The sequence below is a fragment of the Gillisia limnaea DSM 15749 genome, from assembly GCF_000243235.1.
Classification (GTDB): domain Bacteria; phylum Bacteroidota; class Bacteroidia; order Flavobacteriales; family Flavobacteriaceae; genus Gillisia; species Gillisia limnaea.
Genome location: NZ_JH594606.1, coordinates 3,498,324 through 3,522,729 on the forward strand (window position 1 = coordinate 3,498,324; position 24,406 = coordinate 3,522,729).

At 36.5% G+C, this 24,406-nt stretch carries 24 protein-coding genes and 1 riboswitch; of the genes, 9 read left to right on the forward strand and 15 right to left on the reverse strand.

Features of this window, described 5'->3' with window-relative positions; all coding sequences use genetic code 11:
- Window positions 1-29: 29 nt before the first annotated feature.
- Window positions 30-989 carry a glycosyltransferase family 2 protein gene (locus tag GILLI_RS17240; protein WP_006990407.1) on the reverse strand — a complete coding sequence of 320 codons (960 nt, stop codon included), beginning with the start codon at window positions 987-989 and terminating at the stop codon, window positions 30-32.
- 3 nt (window positions 990-992) lie between these two features.
- A complete protein-coding gene (locus tag GILLI_RS17245; protein ID WP_006990408.1) occupies window positions 993-1,526 on the reverse strand; it encodes a DUF4199 domain-containing protein in 534 nt (177 codons plus the stop codon).
- A 178-nt stretch (window positions 1,527-1,704) separates the two neighbouring features.
- Between GILLI_RS17245 and GILLI_RS17250 the strand changes: the two genes are divergently transcribed.
- From GILLI_RS17250 to mtaB, 3 genes are all read left to right on the forward strand, one after another.
- Window positions 1,705-1,956: a type B 50S ribosomal protein L31 gene (locus GILLI_RS17250; RefSeq protein ID WP_040506746.1), complete on the forward strand. Its 252-nt coding sequence runs from the start codon at window positions 1,705-1,707 to the stop codon at window positions 1,954-1,956.
- Window positions 1,957-2,106: 150 nt separating this feature from the next.
- Window positions 2,107-3,279 carry a GlmU family protein gene (locus GILLI_RS17255; RefSeq protein WP_006990410.1) on the forward strand — a complete coding sequence of 391 codons (1,173 nt, stop codon included), beginning with the start codon at window positions 2,107-2,109 and terminating at the stop codon, window positions 3,277-3,279.
- Between the two features lie 166 nt (window positions 3,280-3,445).
- Complete coding sequence (gene mtaB / locus GILLI_RS17260) at window positions 3,446-4,780, forward strand: tRNA (N(6)-L-threonylcarbamoyladenosine(37)-C(2))-methylthiotransferase MtaB (RefSeq protein ID WP_006990411.1); 1,335 nt, start codon at window positions 3,446-3,448, stop codon at window positions 4,778-4,780.
- On the opposite strand, the gene GILLI_RS17265 is transcribed toward mtaB, so the two are convergent.
- On the reverse strand, window positions 4,777-5,079 hold the full coding sequence (locus GILLI_RS17265; protein WP_006990412.1) for an N-acetyltransferase: 303 nt from the start codon (window positions 5,077-5,079) through the stop codon (window positions 4,777-4,779). The two genes, mtaB and GILLI_RS17265, sit on opposite strands and share 4 nt — an antisense overlap.
- A 488-nt stretch (window positions 5,080-5,567) precedes the next feature.
- Between GILLI_RS17265 and GILLI_RS17270 the strand changes: the two genes are divergently transcribed.
- A complete protein-coding gene (locus tag GILLI_RS17270) occupies window positions 5,568-6,248 on the forward strand; it encodes an alpha/beta hydrolase (RefSeq protein ID WP_006990413.1) in 681 nt (226 codons plus the stop codon).
- 19 nt (window positions 6,249-6,267) lie between these two features.
- The gene (locus GILLI_RS17275; protein WP_006990414.1) at window positions 6,268-7,212 is read left to right on the forward strand and encodes a lytic transglycosylase domain-containing protein; all 945 of its coding nucleotides are present in this window, start codon (window positions 6,268-6,270) and stop codon (window positions 7,210-7,212) included.
- 144 nt (window positions 7,213-7,356) lie between these two features.
- On the opposite strand, the gene GILLI_RS17280 is transcribed toward GILLI_RS17275, so the two are convergent.
- Together GILLI_RS17280 and GILLI_RS17285 are read right to left on the reverse strand one after the other, a co-directional pair.
- Window positions 7,357-8,070 carry a TlpA family protein disulfide reductase gene (locus GILLI_RS17280; protein ID WP_006990415.1) on the reverse strand — a complete coding sequence of 238 codons (714 nt, stop codon included), beginning with the start codon at window positions 8,068-8,070 and terminating at the stop codon, window positions 7,357-7,359.
- A gap of 137 nt (window positions 8,071-8,207) precedes the next feature.
- Entirely contained in the window at window positions 8,208-8,723 is a 516-nt protein-coding gene (locus GILLI_RS17285) for a tetratricopeptide repeat protein (RefSeq protein ID WP_006990416.1), read from the reverse strand.
- Window positions 8,724-8,888: 165 nt separating this feature from the next.
- Here GILLI_RS17285 and rpmH point away from each other — a divergent pair, with 165 nt between their 5' ends.
- Window positions 8,889-9,047: a 50S ribosomal protein L34 gene (rpmH, locus tag GILLI_RS18220; RefSeq protein WP_006990417.1), complete on the forward strand. Its 159-nt coding sequence runs from the start codon at window positions 8,889-8,891 to the stop codon at window positions 9,045-9,047.
- 104 nt (window positions 9,048-9,151) lie between these two features.
- Window positions 9,152-12,004 (forward strand): carbamoyl-phosphate synthase large subunit, encoded by a 2,853-nt coding sequence (gene carB, locus GILLI_RS17290; protein ID WP_006990418.1) that lies wholly within the window; start codon window positions 9,152-9,154, stop codon window positions 12,002-12,004.
- A 73-nt stretch (window positions 12,005-12,077) separates the two neighbouring features.
- Here the strand turns inward: carB and GILLI_RS17295 are convergent, their stop codons facing one another.
- Window positions 12,078-12,473, reverse strand: coding sequence for a hypothetical protein (locus GILLI_RS17295; protein WP_006990419.1), 396 nt, complete (start codon window positions 12,471-12,473; stop codon window positions 12,078-12,080).
- A 92-nt stretch (window positions 12,474-12,565) separates the two neighbouring features.
- Between GILLI_RS17295 and GILLI_RS17300 the strand changes: the two genes are divergently transcribed.
- Window positions 12,566-12,958 carry a DUF423 domain-containing protein gene (locus tag GILLI_RS17300; protein WP_006990420.1) on the forward strand — a complete coding sequence of 131 codons (393 nt, stop codon included), beginning with the start codon at window positions 12,566-12,568 and terminating at the stop codon, window positions 12,956-12,958.
- A 4-nt stretch (window positions 12,959-12,962) separates the two neighbouring features.
- Here GILLI_RS17300 and GILLI_RS17305 read toward each other — a convergent pair whose 3' ends face one another.
- The 8 genes from GILLI_RS17305 to GILLI_RS17340 form a co-directional block, all read right to left on the reverse strand.
- Window positions 12,963-13,928 carry a bile acid:sodium symporter gene (locus GILLI_RS17305; RefSeq protein ID WP_006990421.1) on the reverse strand — a complete coding sequence of 322 codons (966 nt, stop codon included), beginning with the start codon at window positions 13,926-13,928 and terminating at the stop codon, window positions 12,963-12,965.
- Window positions 13,925-14,476 carry an acyl-CoA thioesterase gene (locus GILLI_RS17310; RefSeq protein WP_006990422.1) on the reverse strand — a complete coding sequence of 184 codons (552 nt, stop codon included), beginning with the start codon at window positions 14,474-14,476 and terminating at the stop codon, window positions 13,925-13,927. The genes GILLI_RS17305 and GILLI_RS17310 overlap by 4 nt, the downstream gene beginning before the upstream one ends.
- Complete coding sequence (locus GILLI_RS17315) at window positions 14,473-14,841, reverse strand: hypothetical protein (protein ID WP_006990423.1); 369 nt, start codon at window positions 14,839-14,841, stop codon at window positions 14,473-14,475. The genes GILLI_RS17310 and GILLI_RS17315 overlap by 4 nt, the downstream gene beginning before the upstream one ends.
- Window positions 14,841-15,989 carry a serine hydrolase domain-containing protein gene (locus GILLI_RS17320; protein WP_006990424.1) on the reverse strand — a complete coding sequence of 383 codons (1,149 nt, stop codon included), beginning with the start codon at window positions 15,987-15,989 and terminating at the stop codon, window positions 14,841-14,843. Before GILLI_RS17320 ends, GILLI_RS17315 begins: the two co-directional genes overlap by 1 nt.
- A 1-nt stretch (window position 15,990) precedes the next feature.
- A complete protein-coding gene (locus GILLI_RS17325) occupies window positions 15,991-17,400 on the reverse strand; it encodes a DNA recombination protein RmuC (protein WP_006990425.1) in 1,410 nt (469 codons plus the stop codon).
- A gap of 84 nt (window positions 17,401-17,484) precedes the next feature.
- Complete coding sequence (locus GILLI_RS17330) at window positions 17,485-18,279, reverse strand: ABC transporter ATP-binding protein (protein WP_040506747.1); 795 nt, start codon at window positions 18,277-18,279, stop codon at window positions 17,485-17,487.
- A 2-nt stretch (window positions 18,280-18,281) separates the two neighbouring features.
- Window positions 18,282-19,313, reverse strand: coding sequence for an iron ABC transporter permease (locus tag GILLI_RS17335; RefSeq protein WP_006990427.1), 1,032 nt, complete (start codon window positions 19,311-19,313; stop codon window positions 18,282-18,284).
- Complete coding sequence (locus GILLI_RS17340; protein ID WP_006990428.1) at window positions 19,314-20,447, reverse strand: ABC transporter substrate-binding protein; 1,134 nt, start codon at window positions 20,445-20,447, stop codon at window positions 19,314-19,316.
- A gap of 75 nt (window positions 20,448-20,522) precedes the next feature.
- A riboswitch (cobalamin riboswitch) is annotated at window positions 20,523-20,760 on the forward strand.
- A gap of 64 nt (window positions 20,761-20,824) precedes the next feature.
- On the opposite strand from GILLI_RS17340, the gene GILLI_RS17345 reads away from it, so the two are divergent.
- Window positions 20,825-22,762: a TonB-dependent receptor plug domain-containing protein gene (locus tag GILLI_RS17345; RefSeq protein WP_006990429.1), complete on the forward strand. Its 1,938-nt coding sequence runs from the start codon at window positions 20,825-20,827 to the stop codon at window positions 22,760-22,762.
- A gap of 63 nt (window positions 22,763-22,825) precedes the next feature.
- On the opposite strand, the gene GILLI_RS17350 is transcribed toward GILLI_RS17345, so the two are convergent.
- Entirely contained in the window at window positions 22,826-24,304 is a 1,479-nt protein-coding gene (locus GILLI_RS17350; protein ID WP_006990430.1) for a S41 family peptidase, read from the reverse strand.
- Window positions 24,305-24,406: the final 102 nt, after the last annotated feature.

The following is a 24,406-nucleotide window of genomic DNA, read 5'->3' on the forward strand; positions in this document are numbered from 1 at the left end:
CAAAAATAAGGATTTTATGCCGGGAGTGATTAATTTATTCCTGTTGTTTTGCTGATCAAATAACGTTCTTTTTCACGTTTACTTCTTAAAATGAGTTCTCCAAGGAATCCTGCGAGGAAAAACTGGGTTCCTATCACCATAAGGATGAGAGCGATGTAAAACCATGGATTATCCGTCACGAGGATATTGGGTTGGCTGTGATACATTTTATAAAGTTTGGAAAGACCTATCCAGATTGCGGCAATAAATCCAAAAAAGAACATTAGCACGCCAAGGGCACCAAAAAGGTGCATAGGTCTTTTTCCAAATTTCGACAAAAACCAAATGCTTATAAGATCCAGAAAACCATTGATAAAACGCTCCATTCCAAATTTGGTTTTACCATATTTCCGGGCCTGATGCTTTACTTCTTTTTCTCCTATTTTTACAAAACCCGCATTTTTAGCCAATACTGGAATATAACGATGCATTTCTCCGTACACATCAATATTTTTAATAACCCTTTTATTATAAGCTTTTAGCCCACAATTAAAATCGTGAAGTTTTACTCCGGAGGTTTTCCGGGCTGCAGCGTTAAATAGTTTTGAAGGTAGATTTTTGGACAAAACCGAATCATATCGCTTTTTCTTCCAGCCGGAGATCAGGTCGTAATTTTCCTTTTTTATTAGGTCATACAATTCAGGAATTTCGTCGGGATTATCTTGTAAATCTGCATCCATGGTGATTACAACATCACCCTTAGCAGCAAGAAACCCTGCATGAAGTGCCTGGGATTTTCCATAGTTCCTATTGAATTTAATACCTTTTACGGCCGGATCTTTCAATGCTAAATTTGAGATGGTGTCCCAGGATTCATCAGTACTGCCATCGTCAATAAAAATTATTTCATAGGAATAGGAATTGGATTGCATCACAGATACAATCCAATTATATAATTCCGGTAAAGATTCTTCCTCGTTTAAAAGAGGAATAACTATGGATAATTGCATAAATTATGCTCTATTTGGATCTTTTTCCTTAAATATTGCTGCTATTATTAAAGACAAAATTGCATAAAGAACTATGGAAAAAGCAAATCCCATAAATAAATTTTTCCATCCAAAAGGATTATTCCCTTCCTGTTGTGCAATAGCGGCATCTATTTGTTCTTGTGGCGCACCAAATTTCTCCATCATTTCACGACTTGCTTCCAGGGTCATTTCCTGTACATATTGAGCTGCTTCTGAATCTATGAAGTTAAAAAGTATCCCGGTAAAAGCTATTGAAATCAATGAGCCAAGTAGAACGGTGAAGAAGAATGCAGAAAACGCGCTTTTAAATGAAAAGAAAGGTTCTGCATCAATAGCTTTAACTTTTTTTACAGCCATAATTCCTATTACAAGAACAATCGAAAAATTGATAAGGGTTACATACCACTTGGTGAACAATTCAAGACTTAAAGCATAAATAACTACTGTGATTAACATAGAAATTACGCCTAAAGTAAGACCATAAGGAACAATAACAGATTGTAAAGATTTTTTCATTAGATTAATTATTGGTTATATGGCATTAGTAAACAAATATAGGAAAACGTTACATACCGCTGAATTTTAAGTGTAAATTGAAGTCTTTTAAAATTTCAGCCAGAATTAGTTTGATATTTATTAAAATTGCTTAAATTTGCCACTCGAAAAACGAACACGATATTTAAAGAATAAAGCGATGAAGCAGGGAATCCATCCGGAAAATTATAGATTGGTAGCATTTAAAGATATGTCCAACGAGGAGGTATTTATTACTAAATCTACCGCAAATACTAAAGAAACTATAGAAGTTGAAGGTACAGAGTATCCATTGGTAAAAATGGAAATCTCAAGAACCTCTCATCCTTTCTACACTGGGAAATCCAAATTACTGGATACGGCAGGTAGAATTGATAAATTCAAAAATAAATACGCCAAATTCAAGAAATAAGATTCTTGTTTTAAAAATAATAAAGCCTTCAGAAATGAGGGCTTTTTGCTTTTTTGGGTTTTATATTCTATTTGTTTTTAAATAGTGTCATCCCAGGGATATAGCACGATTTTTATTTTCCTCGTACCTTTACTCCATAAATTTTTTAGTATGAACTATATTTTATTTGATGGATCGGCAAGAAGACAGTTGCTTCCTTTTACTTTTACCCGGCCCGTTGCCGATATTAGAGTTGGGATTCTCACCATTCGCGAGAAATGGGAAAGGCTTTTAATTACTACTACTTCAACAGTTACTGAAGATTATTTATCTCAAAAATGGCCTATGGTGGAAATGCCGGAGAACATAATGATCAATGCTTCCTATCTTCCTACACCCGAATTTCTAGCTCAAATTGAAGATCTTAAAGCGGATCAGGCGATCTTTCATGGTGACGAGATCGTCGCTTTTTTCACTATTGAAGATCAGGAGGTCGATTTTGACAACTTTACACAACTTGAATTACAGGGAGACGTTTTTCACCTGGGAAATACCTGGGATATTTTCTCAAAAAATGGAGAAGCGATTGCTGCCGATTTTGATTTAATAACCAAAAACAGGCATAGCGAACCCATTCCAACCTCTAACAATGTTCTTTCATCTCAAAACATTTTCATAGAAAAAGGAGCTAAAGTTGAATTTTCCACTCTAAATGCTTCTGAAGGTCCAATATATATAGGGGCAGATGCAGAGGTGATGGAAGGCAGCATGATACGCGGTCCATTCGCGCTTTGTGAAAATTCTGTTTTAAAAATGGGGTCTAAAATATACGGTCCTACTACGGTGGGCCCATTTTCGAAGGTTGGGGGAGAGGTTAATAACTCGGTTATTTTTGCCTATTCCAACAAAGGTCATGATGGTTTTTTAGGTAATTCAGTAATTGGGGAATGGTGTAATCTTGGCGCCGATACTAACAATTCCAATTTAAAAAACAATTATGCAGAGGTAAGGCTTTGGGATTATGAATCGGAAGGTTTTGCGAGAACAGGCTTGCAATTTTGCGGATTAATGATGGGAGATCACAGTAAATGCGGGATCAATACTATGTTTAACACAGGTACTGTCATTGGTGTAAGTGCAAATATCTTCGGAAGTGGATTTCCACGCAATTTTGTTCCCAGCTTTAGTTGGGGAGGAAGCAGCGGAATGACGACTTATAAAACCATTAAAGCCTTTGAAGTGGCTGAAGTTGTTATGAAACGAAGGAATATCGAATTCACTAATGATGATAAAGCAATTTTAGAACAGGTTTTCGATGAGACCAAAAAGTGGAGGAAAGACTAAATTTGATTCGAAGATCGTAAAGGTTAACGTTGGTGTTTTCTGGAAAATCTCTAAGAAATTCAAAGTTTTTTACAATTTTCTTTAGCCCAGGCCATTTTAATAACCCGATAAAAGTGGGTATATTTGCAAGCCCTAATTTCAGGCATAATTTTAAATAAATCAGGTGATGAGCAATCCTAAAAAAGTGGCTTTTTATACCTTGGGCTGTAAGCTCAATTTTTCTGAAACTTCCACCATTGCGCGTTCCTTTAAAGAGGAAGGTTTTCAGCGTGTTGATTTTTCTGAACATGCCGATATTTATGTAATCAACACCTGCTCTGTTACCGAGAATGCCGATAAGCGTTTCAAAACTATCGTAAAACATGCCCAGAAGGCAAATGAAGATGCTTTTGTAATTGCCATTGGCTGTTATGCTCAGTTAAAACCCGAAGAATTAGCCGATGTTGATGGTGTAGATCTGGTTTTAGGTGCTTCAGAAAAATTTAAGATCACCGATTATTTAAACGATCTCACCAAATCTGATTTTGCTGAAATCCATTCCTGCGAAATTTCAGAAGCCGATTTTTATGTAAGTGCATACTCTTTTGGGGATAGGACCCGGGCGTTTTTAAAAGTCCAGGATGGTTGTGATTATAAATGTACCTACTGTACCATTCCACTGGCAAGAGGTATTTCGAGAAGTGATAAGCTGGAGAACGTGTTGAAAAATGCTTCAGAAATTTCGGCTAAAGGGATTAAAGAGATCGTACTTACAGGAGTGAATATTGGAGATTATGGAAAAGGGGAATTCGGGAATAAAAAACATGAACACACCTTTTTAGATCTTGTAAAAGCATTGGACAAAGTTACTGGAATTGAGCGTTTGCGAATTTCTTCCATAGAACCAAATCTTTTAAAAAATGAAACAATTGATTTTGTGGCCCAAAGCAATTCCTTTGTGCCTCACTTTCATATTCCGTTGCAAAGTGGTTCTAATAACATCCTAAAAGCGATGAAACGCCGGTATATGAAGGAATTGTATACTAACAGAGTTGCTCAAATAAAAACGGTAATGCCCAATGCCTGTATAGGTGTTGATGTTATTGTTGGTTTTCCTGGAGAAACGGAAGAATACTTTTTAGAGACTTATAATTTCTTAAACGAACTCGATATTTCTTATTTACACGTATTTGCCTATTCTGAGCGGGAAAATACTCCTGCGGCAGAAATGGAGGAAATAGTTCCGGCAAGAGTGCGAAAAAAACGAAGTAAAATGCTTAGAGGACTTTCGGCGAAAAAACGAAGGGCTTTTTATGAAAGTCAGCTAGGGACTTCCCATACCGTTCTTTTTGAAGGTGAAAATAAGCAAGGTTACATCCACGGGTTTACAGAAAATTATGTTAAGGTGAAAACTCCCTGGAATCCTGAGCTTGTTAATACCTTGCATGAAATTGAACTTGAAAAAATAGATGAAGACGGGTTGGTGCGTTTCAACTATAAAAATTCTTCTGTCGCGGTTTAAATATTTATTCCTACAGGAAGAAGATCTTTGTACTTCCTTCTGTTCTTTCTAATAAATTTTGCTATTTCAGGACTTGTAGGCACAACCCTGTCTGTTCCTTCTTTGATTTGGTTTAATAATTTTTCAAGAAACGGCTCCAGATAGCCTTCATCTTTTAAAGGATCCGGCATCCTTAACTTTGTGAGAAATATTTTTCGTTCTTGCTGGGAATATTCCACAGTGATCAATTCGTTTTGTATTACAGCCTCAAACTGTCTTAAAAATTCATTGTTGGTAATTACAATCTCTACATCATTCATCTTCTTTAAAATTTAGTTCAACTTTTCCTTTACACATAAATATGAAGGCTATTATAATTAATACTATTTCCTATTTCTGTTCCAGGAGAGCCCTGTCTTTCAGAAAAATCCTAGGTTCCGGATGTTTCTTTCTTTTATATATCCTTAGCTTGCTCCCGGGTATTCGATTTGATGTTCCTGAGATCTTAGTTTTTTGTTTTTCTCTATTTTCAGATAATAAAGTGTGTTAAACAATTCAGAAAGAATTTATCACTATCCTGTAAAGATAAGATTTTAATTTGCAAAATTCGTAAGAGATACCGGTCAAAAATCATCTGGATTATATAGAAATGTTTATTTGTATGAAATTTTTTTCTATCCATACTTAAAATTGACTCTTTTTCGGATTATCTTTTATGCGTCTTTATAGTTTAAGAGGAAAAAATAACTGTAATTTTGAAGTTGAAGTTGAATATAAATTGATCTTTTAGTGTAATAGCCCATTTTAAATGTTGAATAACAAGCAAATTATCCACGTTTACTTTATGCCAGGATTGGCGGCAAACCCATCGATTTTTGAATACATTAAACTTCCGGAGGACCAGTTTCAAATTCATTTGCTGGAATGGATAATTCCTTCCACTGAAGAAACCCTGACCCACTATGCTCAAAGGATGAATCGATACATAAAACATGATCATATAGTGCTTATTGGCGTATCTTTTGGTGGTATTATTGTCCAGGAAATGAGTAAATATTTGGATTTAAAGCGACTTATTATCATTTCTAGTGTAAAATGCAGGAATGAACTTCCGCGAAGGATGAAGTATGCGGGGAAAACCGGTTTTTTTAAACTTATTCCCACCAGTTTAATGGACTACATAGACCAACTTGAAAATATTGCTGTTGGAGATTATATAACCAAAAGGGCTCAGCTTTACAAGAAATATTTATCGGTTAGAAATACCAAATATTTAGACTGGGCTATAAAAAATATGGTGCTATGGGATTGTGACCAACCTATTGAAGAGATAATTCACATTCACGGAGATAAGGATGAGATCTTTCCTTATAAATATATTAAAGATTGTATTACAGTAAAGGGGGGCACCCACATTATGATCATCAATAGATATAAATGGTTCAATAGGCATTTGCCTGGAATTATTATCAACGGAAAACTTAGTTAAACATAATAAAAATAAAGTTATGAAAATTTTAAAAGTATTATTGATGAGTGTTGGGCTTATCGCAGTTTTAGCGGTAAGCATCCAGGCTGTGCAGGAAGGACCAAATACAGATAATGAAAATACCGGGGAAAAATCAAAAAAGGTAACGGGAGACTATACTATTTATGCATTACCCATGCCAGAAAATCTCAATTTTGGAGGGGAACTTGTTCCCATCGAAGATCCGGATGTTTATGAGCGAATGGACAGAGAATTGCTCGTAAATACCTATTGGCAGTCAAATGCCTTGTTGCTGCTTAAAAGAGCCAATAAATATTTCCCGGTGATTGAACCTATTTTGAAGGAATATGGAGTCCCGGATGATTTTAAATACCTGGCGGTTATAGAAAGCGGATTGACTCAGGCTGTTTCCCCTGCACGTGCAGTTGGGTTTTGGCAAATTATGGAAGGAACGGGAAAAGATTATAAACTGGAAATCAATGATAATGTAGATGAGCGCTATCACATAGAGAAATCTACCAGAGTAGCTTGTGAATACCTTTTAAAGTCCAAAGAGCGATTTGGAAGCTGGACAATGGCAGCTGCAGCTTATAATGCTGGGAATACAGGTGTTTTAAGGCAGCTGGAGCGGCAAGAAGTGAACGATTACTATGATCTTTTACTGGGAGAGGAAACAGGTAGATACGTTTTCAGAATCATTGCATTAAAGGAAATTATGAAAAACCCGAGAAAATATGGCTTCAATTTTTCTCAGGAAGACCTGTATTCCCATATTGAAACTAACACAGTGAAAGTAGACACTCCTGTAACTAATTTTGCTGCATTTGCAAATAAGTTGAATATCAATTATAAGATTTTAAAAATCCACAATCCCTGGCTTAGGGAAGCTCATCTTAACAATAAATCTGGTAAAATATATGAAATTGAAATTCCAAAAAAGGGAATTTATCCTTTTGGCAATTAGGATTTGAAGAAATAAGGCAAATAAATAAATCCAAACCAACGGGGAATGTTAAAGGAATAAATAGCCTATTTTTGATGAAAGGATAGGGAGGTTAAACGCACAGGTGGAATTAAAGGAGCCTTATTTTAAATACTGGAAGAATGGTTAGTTCAAGGCTACGGTTTCCTTTTCTGCATTATAATATTCCTTAGATCCAAGTAGGTGGTTGGCGATCCCGTCGTAAATAGAATTATAGTTCATATCAAATGATTCCTCAAAACCCTTTCCATAGGGATGTGTAACGCCACGTCTTATATCCAAAATTTTTTTGTTTCCATCTATTAAAAATGTTGTGGGAAGACCAAGAGAATGTTTCAGTTTGCTTATTACGTAGGAATCTTTATTTTCCATTTCATTTACATAAAGCACTTTTATATGTTCATTGTATGATTTGGAAATTTGTTGTGTGGTTTTATGATTATCCCAGAAAAGGATTACAAAATCAATTTTATCGCTGTATTTTTCAGCCAGTTGATTTATTGCAGGAATTTCACCTTGAGATGTGATACACCAGGAGGCATATGTGATGAAATACATAGGTTTTTTAAATTCATACAGCGAACTTTCTTTTTTGCTTAAGTTACTGAATTTGAAGTTGTCCATATAACTACCCTTCAATCCATGTTCGATAAGCGAATCAAAAAGTCTCCGGCCTTCCTCATAATCTCTTTTATAATAGGCCGCTTTAGCTCTTTGATCGTATTTTGGTAAGTGGACGGCAAGAGCTTCTGAAAAGAACATACGAGACTCATCCTCTTGTCCGAAAACAGGGTTGGAAAGGTAAAGTAAGATAATTAGTAGGGGTAAAAGTTTTACCATATTTTGTATTTACTTCTCGGTAAATACAAATTTAGGCAACAAGGTTACCCTAAAGAAATCTATTCGTTCAAGCGCATGTATATTAGCCTAAGTGCACGGATGGAAATGAAAAATTAAAATTTTAACTATCGACGAGTTTAGATCTTTTTCATTTGTTGTTTCATCATGGTGATTTGCTCTTTCAGCATACCATGTTTGTCGAGTTTTTTTGCTTCGGTAAGTAGAATTTGAGCTTCCCTTTTGCGCCTTTTGGTCATGGCGATACCAGCCAGATTAAGTTTAGCCATAGCAAGATCCTGATCCATCGCCAGTCCTAATTTGATGGCTTTTTTAAAATGTTTCTCTGCTTTGGTAATGTTGGTTTGTGAAAGCATAAGGCCGTGAAGGTACCAAAAATAGCCTTGTTGTTTTCTTGTAAGTGCCGCTTCCGGATCTTTTATCTTATCGAGCCATTTTTTTGCACCGGGAAAATCCTGTTTTCTCAGCCTTAAAAATGCCAACAAAATCATTTCATTTTTAAAATACAGGAATATAAAAATAAGGGAAAGAAGGATATACATGATCCCATTCCCAATGTTACCTAGGAAAAATTGCCAAATAGCAACTGCTATTATAATTCCGGCTAAAACTAATTTGATATTTTTATTGAACATAAAGGCTTTTAATTTAAGCCCGCAAAGTTAATAAAAACAATTACAAATTATTTTTATTTAGGTTTTGCAGTACATAAAAGTCTTTGTATATTTGCCCGCAGTTTTAAGGAAAGAATTAAAACTAATCTAACTAAGGTTTCTACTGAAGAATTAAAGATAATTAAAATGAAAAGAACGTTTCAACCATCTAAGAGAAAAAGAAAAAACAAGCACGGTTTCAGAGAACGCATGGCAAGTGTGAACGGAAGAAAAGTGTTAGCTAGAAGAAGAGCTAAAGGAAGAAAAAAATTATCGGTATCTTCTGAAACTAGACATAAACACTAGTGAAAATTAGTTTCCAAATAATAAGGTGTTACTTTTTTAAGTAACGCCTTTTTTTATACCTAAGAGCTTCCTATTTTTATAAAATAATAAATCACCTTATTAAAATGCCTAAAAACACACAACTTAAAACGATTTTAATAATCGGCTCAGGCCCTATAGTTATCGGCCAGGCTTGTGAATTTGATTATGCCGGTGCACAATCCCTAAAATCCTTGCGGGAGGAAGGGATAGAAACTATTCTTATCAATTCCAACCCGGCTACTATCATGACCGATCCTACAATGGCCGATCATGTGTATCTTCTTCCACTCACCACCAAGTCTATTATTACGATCCTTAAAAATCATCCTAATATAGATGCAGTGCTTCCTACTATGGGAGGTCAAACGGCTTTAAATCTTTGTATTGAGGCTGATGAAAAGGGTATTTGGAAAGATTTTGGAGTAAAATTGATAGGTGTAGATATAGATGCCATTAATATAACCGAAGATCGTGAGAAATTTAAGCAACTCATGGGAAGGATTGGAATTCCTGTTGCTCCTGCAAAAACAGTAACATCCTATTTACAAGGAAAAGAAGTTGCTCAGGAATTTGGTTTTCCTTTAGTAATTCGGGCATCATTTACCCTGGGTGGTAGTGGTGCTTCTTTTGTTCACCGGGCAGAAGATTTTGATGAATTGCTCACTATGGGACTGGAAGCTTCCCCTATTCACGAGGTTCTTATAGATAAGGCATTGTTGGGATGGAAGGAATTTGAACTTGAATTACTTCGGGATAAGAATGATAATGTTGTTATAATTTGTTCCATTGAAAATATGGATCCAATGGGAATCCATACGGGTGATTCTATTACCGTAGCTCCTGCAATGACGCTTAGTGATACCGCCTACCAGAGAATGCGTGATATGGCTATCAAAATGATGCGTAGTATTGGTGATTTTGCTGGAGGATGTAACGTTCAATTCGCGGTAAGTCCTGATGATAAAGAGGATATTGTTGCTGTCGAGATCAATCCGCGTACCTCAAGATCTTCAGCTTTGGCATCTAAAGCTACGGGATATCCAATTGCAAAAATAGCTTCTAAACTAGCTATTGGATTTACCCTGGATGAACTTGAAAATCAAATAACGCAAACTACTTCAGCTTTATTTGAGCCAACGCTGGATTACGTGATCGTGAAGATTCCAAGATGGAATTTCGACAAATTTGAAGGAAGCAATCGTGCTCTGGGTCTTCAAATGAAATCTGTTGGGGAAGTGATGGGAATTGGGAGATCTTTCCAGGAAGCCCTTCACAAAGCTACCCAGTCTCTTGAAATTAAACGGAATGGACTTGGTGCCGATGGTAAAGGGGAGACGAAATACGACCAGATAATTGAAAAATTAACCTACGCCAGCTGGGATAGGGTTTTTGTTATCTATGATGCTGTTCAGGCAGGAATTCCGCTTAGTAGAATTCACGAAATCACCAAAATCGATATGTGGTTCCTGAAACAATACGAGGAACTATATGCTCTTGAAGTAGAAATTTCAAAATACGATATAGGAACATTGCCTAAAGACCTTATGCTTGAGGCTAAGCAAAAAGGATTTGCCGACAGGCAGATTGCTTACATGCTTAAATGTTTAGAAAGTGAAGTGTATAACCGGCGGGATGAGCTTAATATTAACAGGATATTTAAATTGGTAGACACCTGTGCCGCCGAGTTTAAAGCGGAAACACCTTACTATTATTCCACATTTGAGGCGGAAATTGAAACTGCAGAGGGGAAACGCTATGTGGCTAATGAAAGCAAGGTAACCAATAAGAAAAAAATTGTAGTTTTAGGTTCCGGACCCAATAGAATAGGCCAGGGGATCGAGTTTGACTACAGCTGCGTTCATGGGGTTTTGGCTGCTTCAGAATGTGGATATGAAACCATCATGATCAATTGTAATCCCGAAACGGTTTCTACAGATTTTGATGTAGCAGATAAGCTTTATTTTGAGCCGGTTTTCTGGGAACATATTTATGATATTATTCGTCACGAAAATCCAGTTGGGGTAATAGTCCAATTAGGAGGACAAACGGCACTGAAACTAGCTGAAAAGCTGGACCGTTACGGAATAAGGATCATGGGAACCAGTTATAAAGCGCTGGATTTAGCTGAAGACAGAGGAAGCTTCTCAAAATTACTGGAAGCGAACAATATTCCATTTCCGGAATTTGGCGTAGCCGAAACAGCTGAAGAAGCTCTGGCAGTTGCTGAAAAACTGGATTTCCCCATTTTAGTTCGGCCATCCTATGTTTTGGGAGGCCAGGGTATGAAAATTGTAATTAATAAAAATGAACTGGAAGCTCACGTAATAGATCTTCTAAGATCTATTCCAAATAATAAACTGCTGTTGGATCATTATTTGGACGGCGCGATTGAAGCAGAAGCCGATGCGATTTGTGATGGTGAAAATGTCTATATCATTGGAATAATGGAACATATTGAGCCTTGTGGAATTCATTCCGGAGATTCAAATGCATTGCTTCCCCCTTTTAATTTAGGAAACCTTGTAATGCAGCAAATAATCGATCATACCCATAAAATCGCATTGGCATTAAATACCGTTGGATTAATAAATATTCAGTTTGCCATTAAGGATGACAAGGTTTACATTATTGAAGCGAATCCACGTGCCTCCCGAACAGTGCCTTTTATAGCAAAAGCCTACGGAGAACCCTATGTAAATTACGCCACCAAGGTTATGTTAGGAGAAAACAAGGTTACAGACTTTAAATTTAATCCGCAGTTAAAAGGCTATGCTATCAAGCAACCGGTATTTTCTTTTGATAAATTCCATAAGGTTAACAAACAGTTAGGGCCTGAAATGAAAAGTACAGGAGAAAGTATTCTATTTATTGACAGCCTTAGAGACGATGCATTTTATGATCTTTATTCGAGAAGGAAGATGTACTTAAGCAAATAAATTATTTTCTAAATAAAAAGGAGGCTGCTTGAATTAATAAGCAGCCTCCTTTTTTTGTTATTAACTCAAAATTTTATTTTTTGCTCAACTCAATTATTTGAACAGTATTACTTCCATCGGTTGATTTCCATAACTGTTTGTCCTTTTTATTAGTAATAACGAACCAGGTTTTGTCAAAATCAGATTTTTCTTTTGGGTTCGAGGTGGAAAGTGTTAAAATTTCATTTTGTAAATTCCATTTAAAATTTAGCACATCGCTAAATTCATTGCTAAACATAGTATACTTTATATTTTTTTCACCGGTTCCATTTTTGTTTATCACAATTTCACCTGCATTTCTTGTTGTTACATTTTGACCTTTCTGATTATCTATTTCATAACGATCAACATTCCAGGTGCCAACAATTTTAGGGCTACAACCAGTAATAAATAAAGCACATAAAACTCCTATAAATAACGATTTCTTCATAACTTTTTTATTTTTACACAAAGATACTATAAATTGCAGCCTTTACAGGGTTAGCGGTAATTTAGCCCTTTATTTTCACTTAAATTTAGCAAATGAAGGAACTTATAGTAACATTTGGCGGCTTATTTGGAGGTTTGGCCGTTATTTTTGGCGCTTTTGGGGCCCATGCCCTTAAGAAACGCTTTACTGAAGATCAACTTAAAAGTTTTGAAACCGGAGTAAAATACCAAATGTATCACGCCTTGATGTTGGTCTTTACAGGAATTACCTTTCCATTTATTGAAACTTCACAAATCCTGATGGGGTGGTGTTTTATCTTTGGGATTATAATTTTTTCCTTCAGTATATATGGACTTACTTTAAGTGCGGCCCGTGGAAAAAAAATGAGGTTTCTGGGACCTATAACTCCTTTGGGTGGAATACTTCTGGTAATTGGCTGGATCCTTTTCACCATAAATGCAGCAAAATATGCATTATACCTTTAGGGGATTATTCCAATTCCCCATTCTTAATCCACTGTTTCCGGTATCTTTCAGCAAAAACTGCTACTAAAAGAAGCTGTAAAATATGGTACAGCATTATAGGTAAAAGCAATAACCCAAGGCTGGCGGTGCTTCCAAAGATGATTTTTGCCATCACCGAACCATGTACCAATGATTTCTTTGTACCCGCAAATCGCACTGTTATGGTATCTCTTAAGTTAAAGCCGAGAAGTTTACAAATATATCCGGTACTTCCATATACCACGAAGAAAAGGATTACAACAATAACCGATATTTTTAGTAGGTCCATCGTTTTAATAGATTCAAAAAGATTGGAATTAAAGGAATTGCTGAAACTGGAATATACGATGAGAATAATCACAGATTTATCGAACAGGCTTAATATTCGGCTATTTTTACGTGCCAGGTTTCCCAGAAAACGCTGAAGCAATAACCCAATCAATAACGGAAACACAATTTGAAGCAGGAGTTTGGTTATAATTGAAAGGATTGCAAATTCCCCGGTTTTCATAAGAAATAAACTCAGCCAAAGCGGAGTTACCAAAATTCCAATTAATCCGGAAATACTTGCATTAAATATAGCAGTTGGTAGATTTCCTTTAGCTATTGCAACCATAACTACTGAAGATGATACGGTAGAAGGTAAGACCCCAAGAAAAAATACTGCCAGCCATAAGTCCGATTGAATCCCACCTTCAAAAACCGGAATAAATAAAAAGGTAAGCAGCGGAAACAGGACGAAGGTGGTAAGCTGAATTAAAATATGGGAAGGGTAGTTTAAAAATCCTAACTTCAGGTCGGTGGGGGCAAGTTTTAGTCCGTAAAAGAAAAATATGAGTGCAATTCCTAGGTCTATAATAATTTCTAAAGGAAAATTTTTGAGTGCCGTTGGAACGAAATAAGCGAGTAAAATTGCGGCAAATAAAGCTATTATAAATCCGTTATATTTCAATGAATATCAAATTTTACATTATAATCATCCAGAAGATGCATGTATTCTTCTGAAGAGAAGTCGGTTTCGTGAAATTCCGTTTTTCTTTTGATTTTCATTTTTAAGCGTTTTATGCTCTTTACAAACCTGCGAACATCTTGATCGTTCTCAAGAATCAATCCTGGTACCTTCACAGATTTGCCGTTATCATCTTTAGCGACCATTGTAAAATAAGAAGAGTTGCAGTGTTTTACAAGTCCGGTTTGTATATTCTCTGATTCCACCCGTATTCCAATAACCATAGAACTTTTACCCACATAATTTACCGAAGCTTTCATAGTAACAAGTTCTCCAATTTCAATTGGCGCCAAGAAATCTACCGTATCTACACTTGCGGTAACACAATATACCTGGGAATGTTTGGACGCGCATGCAAATGCGATTTGATCCAGTAAGGATAGAATATATCCTCCATGAATTTTCCCGTTAAAATTGGATCGGGAGGGAAGCATTAATTCTGAAATTTCTACCTGTGATTCTGTGATTTTTTTATATTTCATACTTTTCATCTATCTCTAAAATGTGGGGATTGTGATTCTTCGACTGCATTTATAAAATATTTTGTGTCACCCCAGAAAAAGAATGTAGTGTATCTTTCCACATAGGTTAGTTTTACATAGTTGCCTTCGTTCTCCTGAAGTTTTTTAACAACCTCCTTTTCACTGTCCAGTACCGAAAATTGAAAAATCTGCGCTCCGCTTATCCCCTGGCTTATCTCGCCTTCCCAGGTTTTGGAAATCACCCCTTTTCGGCTAAATTTAATAAGCTCGCCAGATCGGGTTCCTTCGCTATACGGAACAAAATAAATAAATGCGAAATATGCTATAAACAGCAAAAATATTCCGCCCAAGATATAAAACAGTGTTTTTTTCATTAGAATGTCAGGTATAATTTATTTAAAAATGTTTCTATTTGAGAGGGTTCCAGCCATCTGGTTACAATAACCAGATTTTTTTCACGATCTATCACTATGAAATTCCCTCCAAAACCCGCTGCATAAAAAAGGTGTTCGGGAAGGTTTTTCCATTGCCTGCTACCTTCTTTGTTAAGCCACCACATATATCCATAATTTGAATTTGGAGCAGAAGGTTCGATAGCTTTTTCTATAATTTCTTTTGAAATTAGCTTATTTCCGCTCCAGTTGCCATCGTTTTCAAATAACAAACCAAATCGAGCCATATCCTCTGTATTGATAAATAATCCACCTCCGGAATGACCTCCACCGGTAACCGATTGCATTTTTAATCCATCGATATTTACCCAGGCATTTTCATATCCAAACCATCTCCAGGATGTAGACGCGCCAATGGGATCCATAATTTCTTCTTTTAAAACCTGTGGTAGAGGTTTTCTCCAAACATTTAATAAAGAAAATGCCAGAAGGTTCACTCGAACATCATTGTATTCAAAAACCGTCCCAGGCGTATTTAGTTTTCTGTTTTTCCAGTCGTCAAGACCTCCGGTGGACGGCGGTCTGTCTGCCCAATCATATCCTCCCCATAATTCCCCGCTCCAGTCTGATGATTGGTTTAATAAATGTTCCCAGGTTATCTGGCTGTTGTGGGAACCGTCAAAGGTACCGTCCCAGACATATTTTTTTACCGGATCATTTACTTCTTCTATAATCCCCTTATCCATTGCCAGAAGTGCGGTTGTGGAAAGAAAGCTTTTGGTTACACTAAAGGTCATATCCACCCGTTTGGTATCACCCCATTTTGCAATAATATATCCGTCTTTAAGAATTAATCCTGCAGGACCACCCCGTTCTTTGGTTGGTCCCGAAATTTGATGAAAAGGTTCTCTTTCAAAGCCTTTTAATATTGCTAATCTAAGATCCTTTGATTCAGAATATTCATGTTCCTTAGCAAAATTTACAGCCTGGATTAGCATTTGTTCATCCAGATTGAAATCTTTTGCATTTTTTTCTTCCCATTCTCCGTAACTCGGAAAATATTGGGTTTGAGCCTGTGCAAGGCTGCCAAATAAAATGAAAAACAAAATCAACTTAGGATAGTGGTACATATTAATCATTTTTTGGGATTACATTTTCTTGTTCTATATAACTTTGAGTAATCCAGGTTTTATTTATTTTTTGTTTTGGTGAAATGCCTAAAACCTCCAGTTTATCGATATCCTTGATCAAATTTTGATTTCCGGTCAACTTTTTCATCGCGGTTTGATACGCGTTCGAGGTAGCGTCTAATCTTGTTCCAACGGTTTCCAGATCATCCAGCAATAATTTAAATTTATGGTAGAGGGAAGCCGCGTGTTTTGCGATTTCGGTGGCATTATGTTGTTGTTTTTCATTGCTCCAAATGGTATCTATCGTTCTTAAAGTTGAAAGTAGGGTAGTAGGACTTACCAAAAGTATGTTTTTTTGAAAAGCGGTATAGAAAAAAGAACCATCAGTATTTTGCGCCAGGTAAAGCGCAGGTTCAATGGGAATAAACATCAGTACAAAATCCGGGGATTTTATCTTATGGATGTCTTCATATTTCTTGGAGCTCAATTCTAAAATATGGTTACTCAGTGATTTTACGTGTGCTTTTAAATATTTTGACTTTAAGTCTTCATTTTCCTCATTAGAATATCTCTCGTAGGCGGTCAAAGAGACCTTGGAGTCTATTACCATTCTTTTATCGTTAGGGAGGTGAATAACAACATCTGGCAGGGTTTTATTCCCATCCTCATCGGTATATGCTTTTTGAACAAAATATTCCCTGTCTTTAACCAGTCCGGATTTCTCCAATACCTTTTCAAGAATTAATTCTCCCCAATTCCCCTGAGTTTTATTTTCCCCTTTTAAGGCTTTCGTCAAATTATTGGCCTCCTCGCTTATTTTGATGCTTTGTTCATTCAAATTTTTAAGATATTCTCCAAGCTGGGAGTGGCGTTCTATAAAATCTGTATTGTTTCTTTCTACTTTCTCCTCAAATACTTTAATTTTTTCATTTAACGGATTTAATATATTCTGAATATTTTCCTTGTTGAGCAAAGTGAATTTTTCCGATTTCTGATCCAGTATTTTATTGGCAAGATTTTCAAATTCTTTGGTGAACTTTTCCTGAAGCTTTTCTACTTCTTCTTTTTGTTCCAGATTTCTTTGCTGAAGGTTTTCAAATTCAGAATTCCTTCGGGTTAGTTCATCACTTAAAAAGTCTTTCTCTTTTCTTATTGAATCACGCTCATTTTCCGTCTTTTGAAGTTGAACCGCAGCTTCAGATTTAATTGTGTGCTGCTCAATTTTAAAATTGTCTAACTGGTTGTTAAGTTGGCTTTTATAATCTTCTATCTGAAGTGTTAGCTGAATCTTTTGTTCCTTTAAAACAGTCTGCTCTCCCTTATTTTTTAAACTTGAAACCAGTCTCCCCAGGTAGATCCCTAAAGCCAGCGCAAAAATAAAAATGAGAATAATTAAAAGCGTTTGGTTCATAGGGAAAATTAGATCGGTTTTTTCAAAGATACTTAATTGGTTTTCTTTTTATCAAATAAAATCCGATTTACATAACAGGAGGTCTTAGGTTTTAATTTTGAAAGATTGGGAGATTTTATCAAAAAAGATAAGGTCTGATGGGAACATTTTTGAAAAAACATCTTCTTCAATCAGTTGTTTTGGAGTTCCAATAGAAACCTTGTTTTGCTCCATGAGAATGATGCGGTCGCATAGTTGTAGTGCCAGATTTATTTCATGAGTTGCAAACAAAATGCTCTTTTTGGTTTGAACGGTAAGTTTTTTGAGCAATTTAAGGATATAGGCCTGGTGGTAAATATCCAGATGTGTGGTGGGTTCGTCTAAAATCACTAAAGGCGTGTCCTGGGCAATGGCTCGTGCTATCAATACTTTTTGAAGTTGACCATCACTTAGCTCGTAACATTTTTTATGCTGAAGATTTTCTATATCAACCAATTTTAAAGCATTCTGAATATATTTCAGGTCTTTTGAAGTTAAGGTTCCAATCCAGTTTGTATAGGGTTGTCTTCCAAGAGCAATCAGTTCAAAAACACTTAGATTTTTTGAAATAGGTTGTTCGGTAAGGACAATGCTAATCAATTCTGACAACTTTTCAGAAGAAAGCGATCTTAAAGGTTTGCCTTTGATACGTATATCGCCTTTTAATAGTTCCTGCACACCGCTAAGACTTCTAAGCAAGGTGGATTTACCAACCCCGTTAATACCCACCAGGGCAACAAGTTCACCTTCTCCAATTTCAATAGAGATATTGGAAGCGATTAGGGTTTCCACTTTTTTACTGCGATAACCTATGTGAAGGTTATCGGTAGCCAGGATGATATTTGAGTTGGACGTTTTGATGATTAAAATAAAAATTTACGTTTTCTTATAAGAAGCCAAATTACTACAGGCGCGCCTATCAATGAGGTAATTGCGTTTATGGGTAATGTATATTGACTCCCCGGGAGCTGTGCTGCAATATCGCAAACCAACATTAAAATAGCGCCACCCATGATCACTGCGGGTAATAAGATACGATGATCATTCACTGGGATCACTTGTCGTATCAAATGGGGAACCGCCAACCCAACAAATGCAATTGGGCCCGCAAAGGCAGTAATACTTCCTGCGAGTAAGCTTGTAGCTATTATTATTACCATTCTGTTTCTGCTAATACTCACTCCGAGGCTTTTAGCATATTGTTCACCTAACAATAACGTGTTTAAATTTTTAATACAGGTTACTGCTAGTAATATGCCTATAAACCAGAATATTGATAATATTAAAACCTCTTCCCAGGAAAGGTTTCCAAGGCTTCCAAAAGACCAGAAAACATATTGCTGGAGTTGGGCTGCCGGACTAAAATAAGCCAGTACACTTACTATAGCAGCGGTAAGGCTTGCAAACATTAATCCAATAATAAGGATTGCCATGGTGTCCCGAAGTTTTGAAGAAGCAAGTAAAACAGCTAAAAGAACAAGCAAGCTTCCTATGCTGGAGGCGATAACCAGGCTCCATTTTGAAAACAGTAAGCCCGCCATTGTCCCGCCAAACAGCGATGCTCCCATTAAAATTAGTGCAACCCCCAAACTTGCTCCGCTACTTAGTCCTAAAACATAGGGTCCCGCCAATGGATTTCTAAAAAGTGTTTGCATTAGCAAACCGCTTACAGCAAGCCCCGAACCGGTAAGGATTGCAGTAAATACCTTTGGAAGCCGGTATTCCAGAATGATATATCTCCAGCTATCACTGCTAACTTCTTCCTTAAAAAATGCAGAAAAAATATCCATTAAAGGAATATTGACAGAACCTAAACTAATATTCACAAGAGCAGTAAGGATTACTACAACTAATAGAAGTACTAAAAGTCCGGTATATTTTTTTTGATTCGGCACCTATTCCAGGGGTTTAAAAAACGTGGGTTCGTATTTTGGAAGTAATTCCGGATGAAAGAGTGCGATAAGGTCCTTCAATACCAGATCTGGCCGGATTGGTGCCAGTTCGTAATAGATTACTCCGCCGGTTTCTCCCAGTGTGTTGCTATAGGTGAAAACCTGTTTGTTTTTTACAGCCTCAAATTGATTATAATGTACGGACGATTCGTTTAACTGATTAAAAGTTTTAAACTGCCCGGGTGCGATCCAGAAATCGGCATTTTGAGCTTCGCTTAATACTGTTTCAAATGCCAGGGCAATGCTACCGCTTCCGGAGGTGTTTTTGTAAATGTAATTGGCATTGGCATCCTTTATAAACTGTGCAGACCAGGAGTCTCCGTAAGGAACATACCATTGGTCTTTATACATAGATCCGCTTAAAACTGTAGGACTAGAGGAGGCAGATTTTGCTAATTTTTTGGCATCCAGATAAGCAGTTTCAACTTCCTGAAAGTATAAAGTTGCTTCTTTGGTTTTATTGAACAACGCCCCAAAAAACTTGATCCATTCTGCTTTTCCTAATGGAGATTCTTCCGTCCAGTCTCCATTGAAGAGAACCGGGATTCCGCTTTTTTCCAGGGTATTAAATGTTTTATTTGTTCCGTTTACAGCAAAACCTATAACAGCTTCGGGTTGTAAAGAGATGAGTACCTCTGTATTTATATCCTCATTTTTTCCTAATTCCGTGACTTTTCCTTCCTTTATCCTATCTCTTGTCTTTTTAGAAGAAATGTAATCAAGTCCTGGAAAGCCTATCAAAGTCTTTTCCTCCTGAAATGCTTCCAGAGAAGGAATATGTGTTGTAGAGGTAACCACCAGCTTTTTTACCGGAATGTTTATTTTATGATCGTACGCTATAGATTGGGGCACTTTAGATTCTTCGACTACCAGTAAATAGGTGTAGGTTTTATCTGCTTCCGGCCAGGGATTTTTAACTTTCAAAATCTTGAATCCATCGTATTGGATAATGGAAAAACCTTTAGCATATTCTATTGCCAGGGTATCTCCGGATAAGGCTATAGCTGATAATTCTTTCTTTTCGGTTTTACAGGAAAAGAACATCAAAGGGAAAAGTAGAAAAATGATATTTTTCAAAAGGACTTGGTTTTGGCATCAAAAGTAAGATTATTTAAAATTTCTCTGTGTTAGAAAAGATAAATGTTTAATTTCGCATTGAAATTTTGGTTTGATTCGGTCCTATAAATATAGAACCTCATCGATTAAAAGGGAATCAGGTAATTCGTTTTTCGAAGAATCCTGAGCTGTTCCCGCAACTGTAAGCTAAGTCCCTATTTTATTTGGGATGCCTGTTGTTACTACTTCTTAAACCACTGTCCCCTTTAAACCGGGATGGGAAGGTAAACACCAGGACGCAAGCCAGGAGACCTGCCACAATTCACTAATGTCAAACTTTCGGGTAAAAAGTTTGGTGTAGTTTACTACATCTTTTTTCCTGGTAATAATTTAATTTTATGTACAAAAAACTATGGTTTTGTGGTGCTTTGCTATGCACTGGCCTGTCCTTTTCACAAGAGATGGAAAATGTAGCAGTTGAATCTTTAGAGGAAGTAGTTCTAATAGATTCAAAATTTGAGTTAAAACGCGAAAACAGCGGAAAAGTGGTAACAAAAATTACCGCAAAAGAACTTGAAAAATCTGGAGGACAAAGCCTTCCGGAGGTTATTAATCGTGTTAGCGGAATTGAAATCAATGGAACCAGGAGCAATGATGGCCAAAATTTAGGATATTATATTCGTGGAGGAAGAAACAGGGAAGTTGTGATTATGGTTGACGGAGTTCAATTAAGCGATCCTTCATCCATTTCAAATGATTTTGATCTTCGTCTTTTACCATTGGATCAGGTAGCTTCTATTGAAATAATTAAAGGGGCTTCCAGTACGCTTTATGGTTCCGGGGCAGCAGCAGCAGTAATCAATATTACTACGAAAGAGCCGGTAGATAAGAAAATAGGATTGCAATTGCAATCTACTATGGGGACCAACCAAACTCAGCAAAATCTGGATTATGATATTGCGCAGTTTGATAATGCGGTTGGATTGAGCGGACGGTTATCAGATTTTAATTATCAGGTGAATTTTAGTCACCGGTATTCAAAAAATATGTCGGCAGTGAAATCACCGGATGAGGATATGGAATTTGAAGACGATCCTTTTTCAAAACAAAACGTGTATGCACGGGTTGGATATAAGATAAGCGAAAGGTTAAAATTCTATTTCTACGGAAATTTTGACAAGTTCAGTTCCTCTTTTGATGATGCTTTCATGTATGCGGATGCTGATAATAAATTGAATAGTGAACAATTCCGCACCGGAAGTCATTGGGAGGCTACTTACAAGAACGGAAGTTTCATCTTTAGCGACAGTTATTCAGAATTGAACAGGGAAATTGTGTCTGGTTTTCCTAATAAATATGATAGCAAAGTTTATGCTTTTGACACGTATAATAAATATATCTTCAATGAAAAATTTCATACTGTAATTGGATTAAATGGTATTTTTAGTAGTTTCAACAGTTATAATATTCCTTTTGGCGAAACAAATTTTGAACAGAGCGTGAGTGATGACGTTGCATCGTTTAATATTGTGGATCCCTATGTTAATGTAGTCTATGTATCCGGTTTCGGATTTAATCTCAACACAGGAACAAGATTGAATATTCATAGCGAGTACGGCACTAATTTGGTTTATAATGTAAATCCCTCTTACAGTTTTGACCTGGAAGCCGGATATGTAAAAGCGCTTGCTTCATACAGTACTGCTTATATTACGCCTTCTTTATTTCAATTGTTCGATTCAAACTTTGGAAACCGGGATTTGAGGCCAGAGGAAAGCAGCACTATGGAAGCAGGATTTGAATACCAGGGAGAAAACTTCAGCCTGAGCGGAATTTACTTCAGAAGGAATTCGGAAAATTTTATAGATTTTGTAACGATTGATCCTGAAAATTTCATTTCAGAATACCAGAACATTTCAGAAGAGTTTACAGCTAAAGGGGTAGAGGTAGAGTTAAACATCGATATTCTGGAAAACCTTGGTTTTTCTGGAAATTATACTTTTACCGAAGCTGCAGAAAGATTTGCGCTGCGAATTCCCAAACATAAAGTGAATGGAAGTCTCAATTGGACGGTAAATGAAAAAACCTTCACATCGTTGAGGTATCAATTCAACGATGACAGGACAGACAACTTTTTTAATAATGAAACTTTTGTAAATGAAGTAGTTGTGCTGGAAAGTTATGGCATTCTAGATTATTACATCAGCCACCAGATCAATAAAAATATAAAGATTTTTGGTGGTGTGACCAATATTACGAATGAAGAATTTCAGGAAATTTATAGATTTAATACCCGGGGTAGAAATGCCCGATTTGGAGTGAACCTTAATTTCTAAAATTCGGCATATAAAAAAGGGTTTCAAAAATTGAAACCCTTTTTTACTTTTTAAATGATTCTATTACTTGATAACAGGCAAATCCTTATTATCAATATACATTTTCTGGTATTCCGGTTCAAACATTTTACTGTTACCAACTCTAGTATATGTCTTAACATTGGGAACAGAGCTTCTGTTTCCCTGAATAATATCTATTGCCAGTTTTAGCAAAGGCTCATTGGGATCCCCCAGGACACCTAAATTCGTCACGTCTTCCGGCAATTCATGATCGGGATTTAGTCCGTTGACAAAATCGGATACGTTATTTTTATTTGACGACTTTAGGACCAGCGGTTGCATTGCATAATGGTGATTTGTATTAAGACCATTACTATCCTTAGAAAAATCCGGAGAATCATATATAGCTACCGACGCCTGGAATTTTCCTGTGGTCACGTCACCTATATGGATCACATCAATATATGGATTCAGGCCATTGATAATAAGTTCACTTGCAGATGCGGTTTCCTTAGTTGTTAAAACGAAAACCCTGTTCAAATTCAAACTGTTTATGCCGGTTCCAGTTCTAATTTGGGTGTTAAAATTATTTTTTAGCCTTTCCGGATCGTTTTGTTCAAAATGAGTCTGGTATTTTTCGTTCCACTCCTCAATCATAAAAACCTGATTAGCAAACTGACCGGTGATCATAGCTGCAAGGTCTGTAGCCGTTCTTACAGAACCACCTCCGTTATATCGCAGGTCAAGCACCAGGTCTGAAACTCCAGCGCCCTTAAAAGTGCTGAAGGCAGCATTTAATTCCTCGTCAAAATCTTGGTCAAAACTATCATAGTACAAATACCCCACTTTTCTACCGGACACATTTAAGATTTTCGCTTCCCCAACAGGGTTAGCGCTAAAAGCACCTGTATTTAAGGAAATTGTTCGATCTAATTCCCTTATTTGGTTTCCATCAATTTCAGCCAGTCCTATTGAGAAATTTGATAATGAAGCAAGGCTCCGAAAATTTGAAGAGGTAAGGGAAGTTCCATTGATCCTAGTGAAGATCATCCCTCTTTCTACTCCCTTTGCAGCTGCAGAAGAATTGGGTAAAACCAATTTCACGAAACCAAAAACATCTGTGCCGTCACTACCGTAGGCAGAAAGACCAAATTCCATTCCTGTACCAGTTTTATTCGTACTCATCTTGTTCATTTCCCTATAATCTTCAATCAAATAACTGAACCTATCCTGATCGGCCATCAGTCTTTCGAAAAGATTACTGGGCGATGAAAAGTTCTCTAAAAAATTAATTTTTTCTTCTTCACTCTCAAAATAATCATCTGCCAGAGCGGGTACATGTGCTTTATAAAGGTATATATCGTTCATTCCCCGGTAGATAAAATTCTCGACTTCCAATTTATCTTCCGGTTGAGTTTCCGGAGTGGTAGTAGCCGTTTCTTGATTCTCCTCTATGTTTTTAAAGTCTTCAGAATCACTAGAACAGGATAATATTGCAAAACTCGTTAGAAGAGAAAATAAATAGGTTTTATATATATTCATAAATAATAGTTTTTGGAGTTAATATAGAAGCCAGAACTTCAGGCTTCTACATCAACTCCAAAAACCGAACCATTAATTAGATGATTTTGAAAAATCGATTAC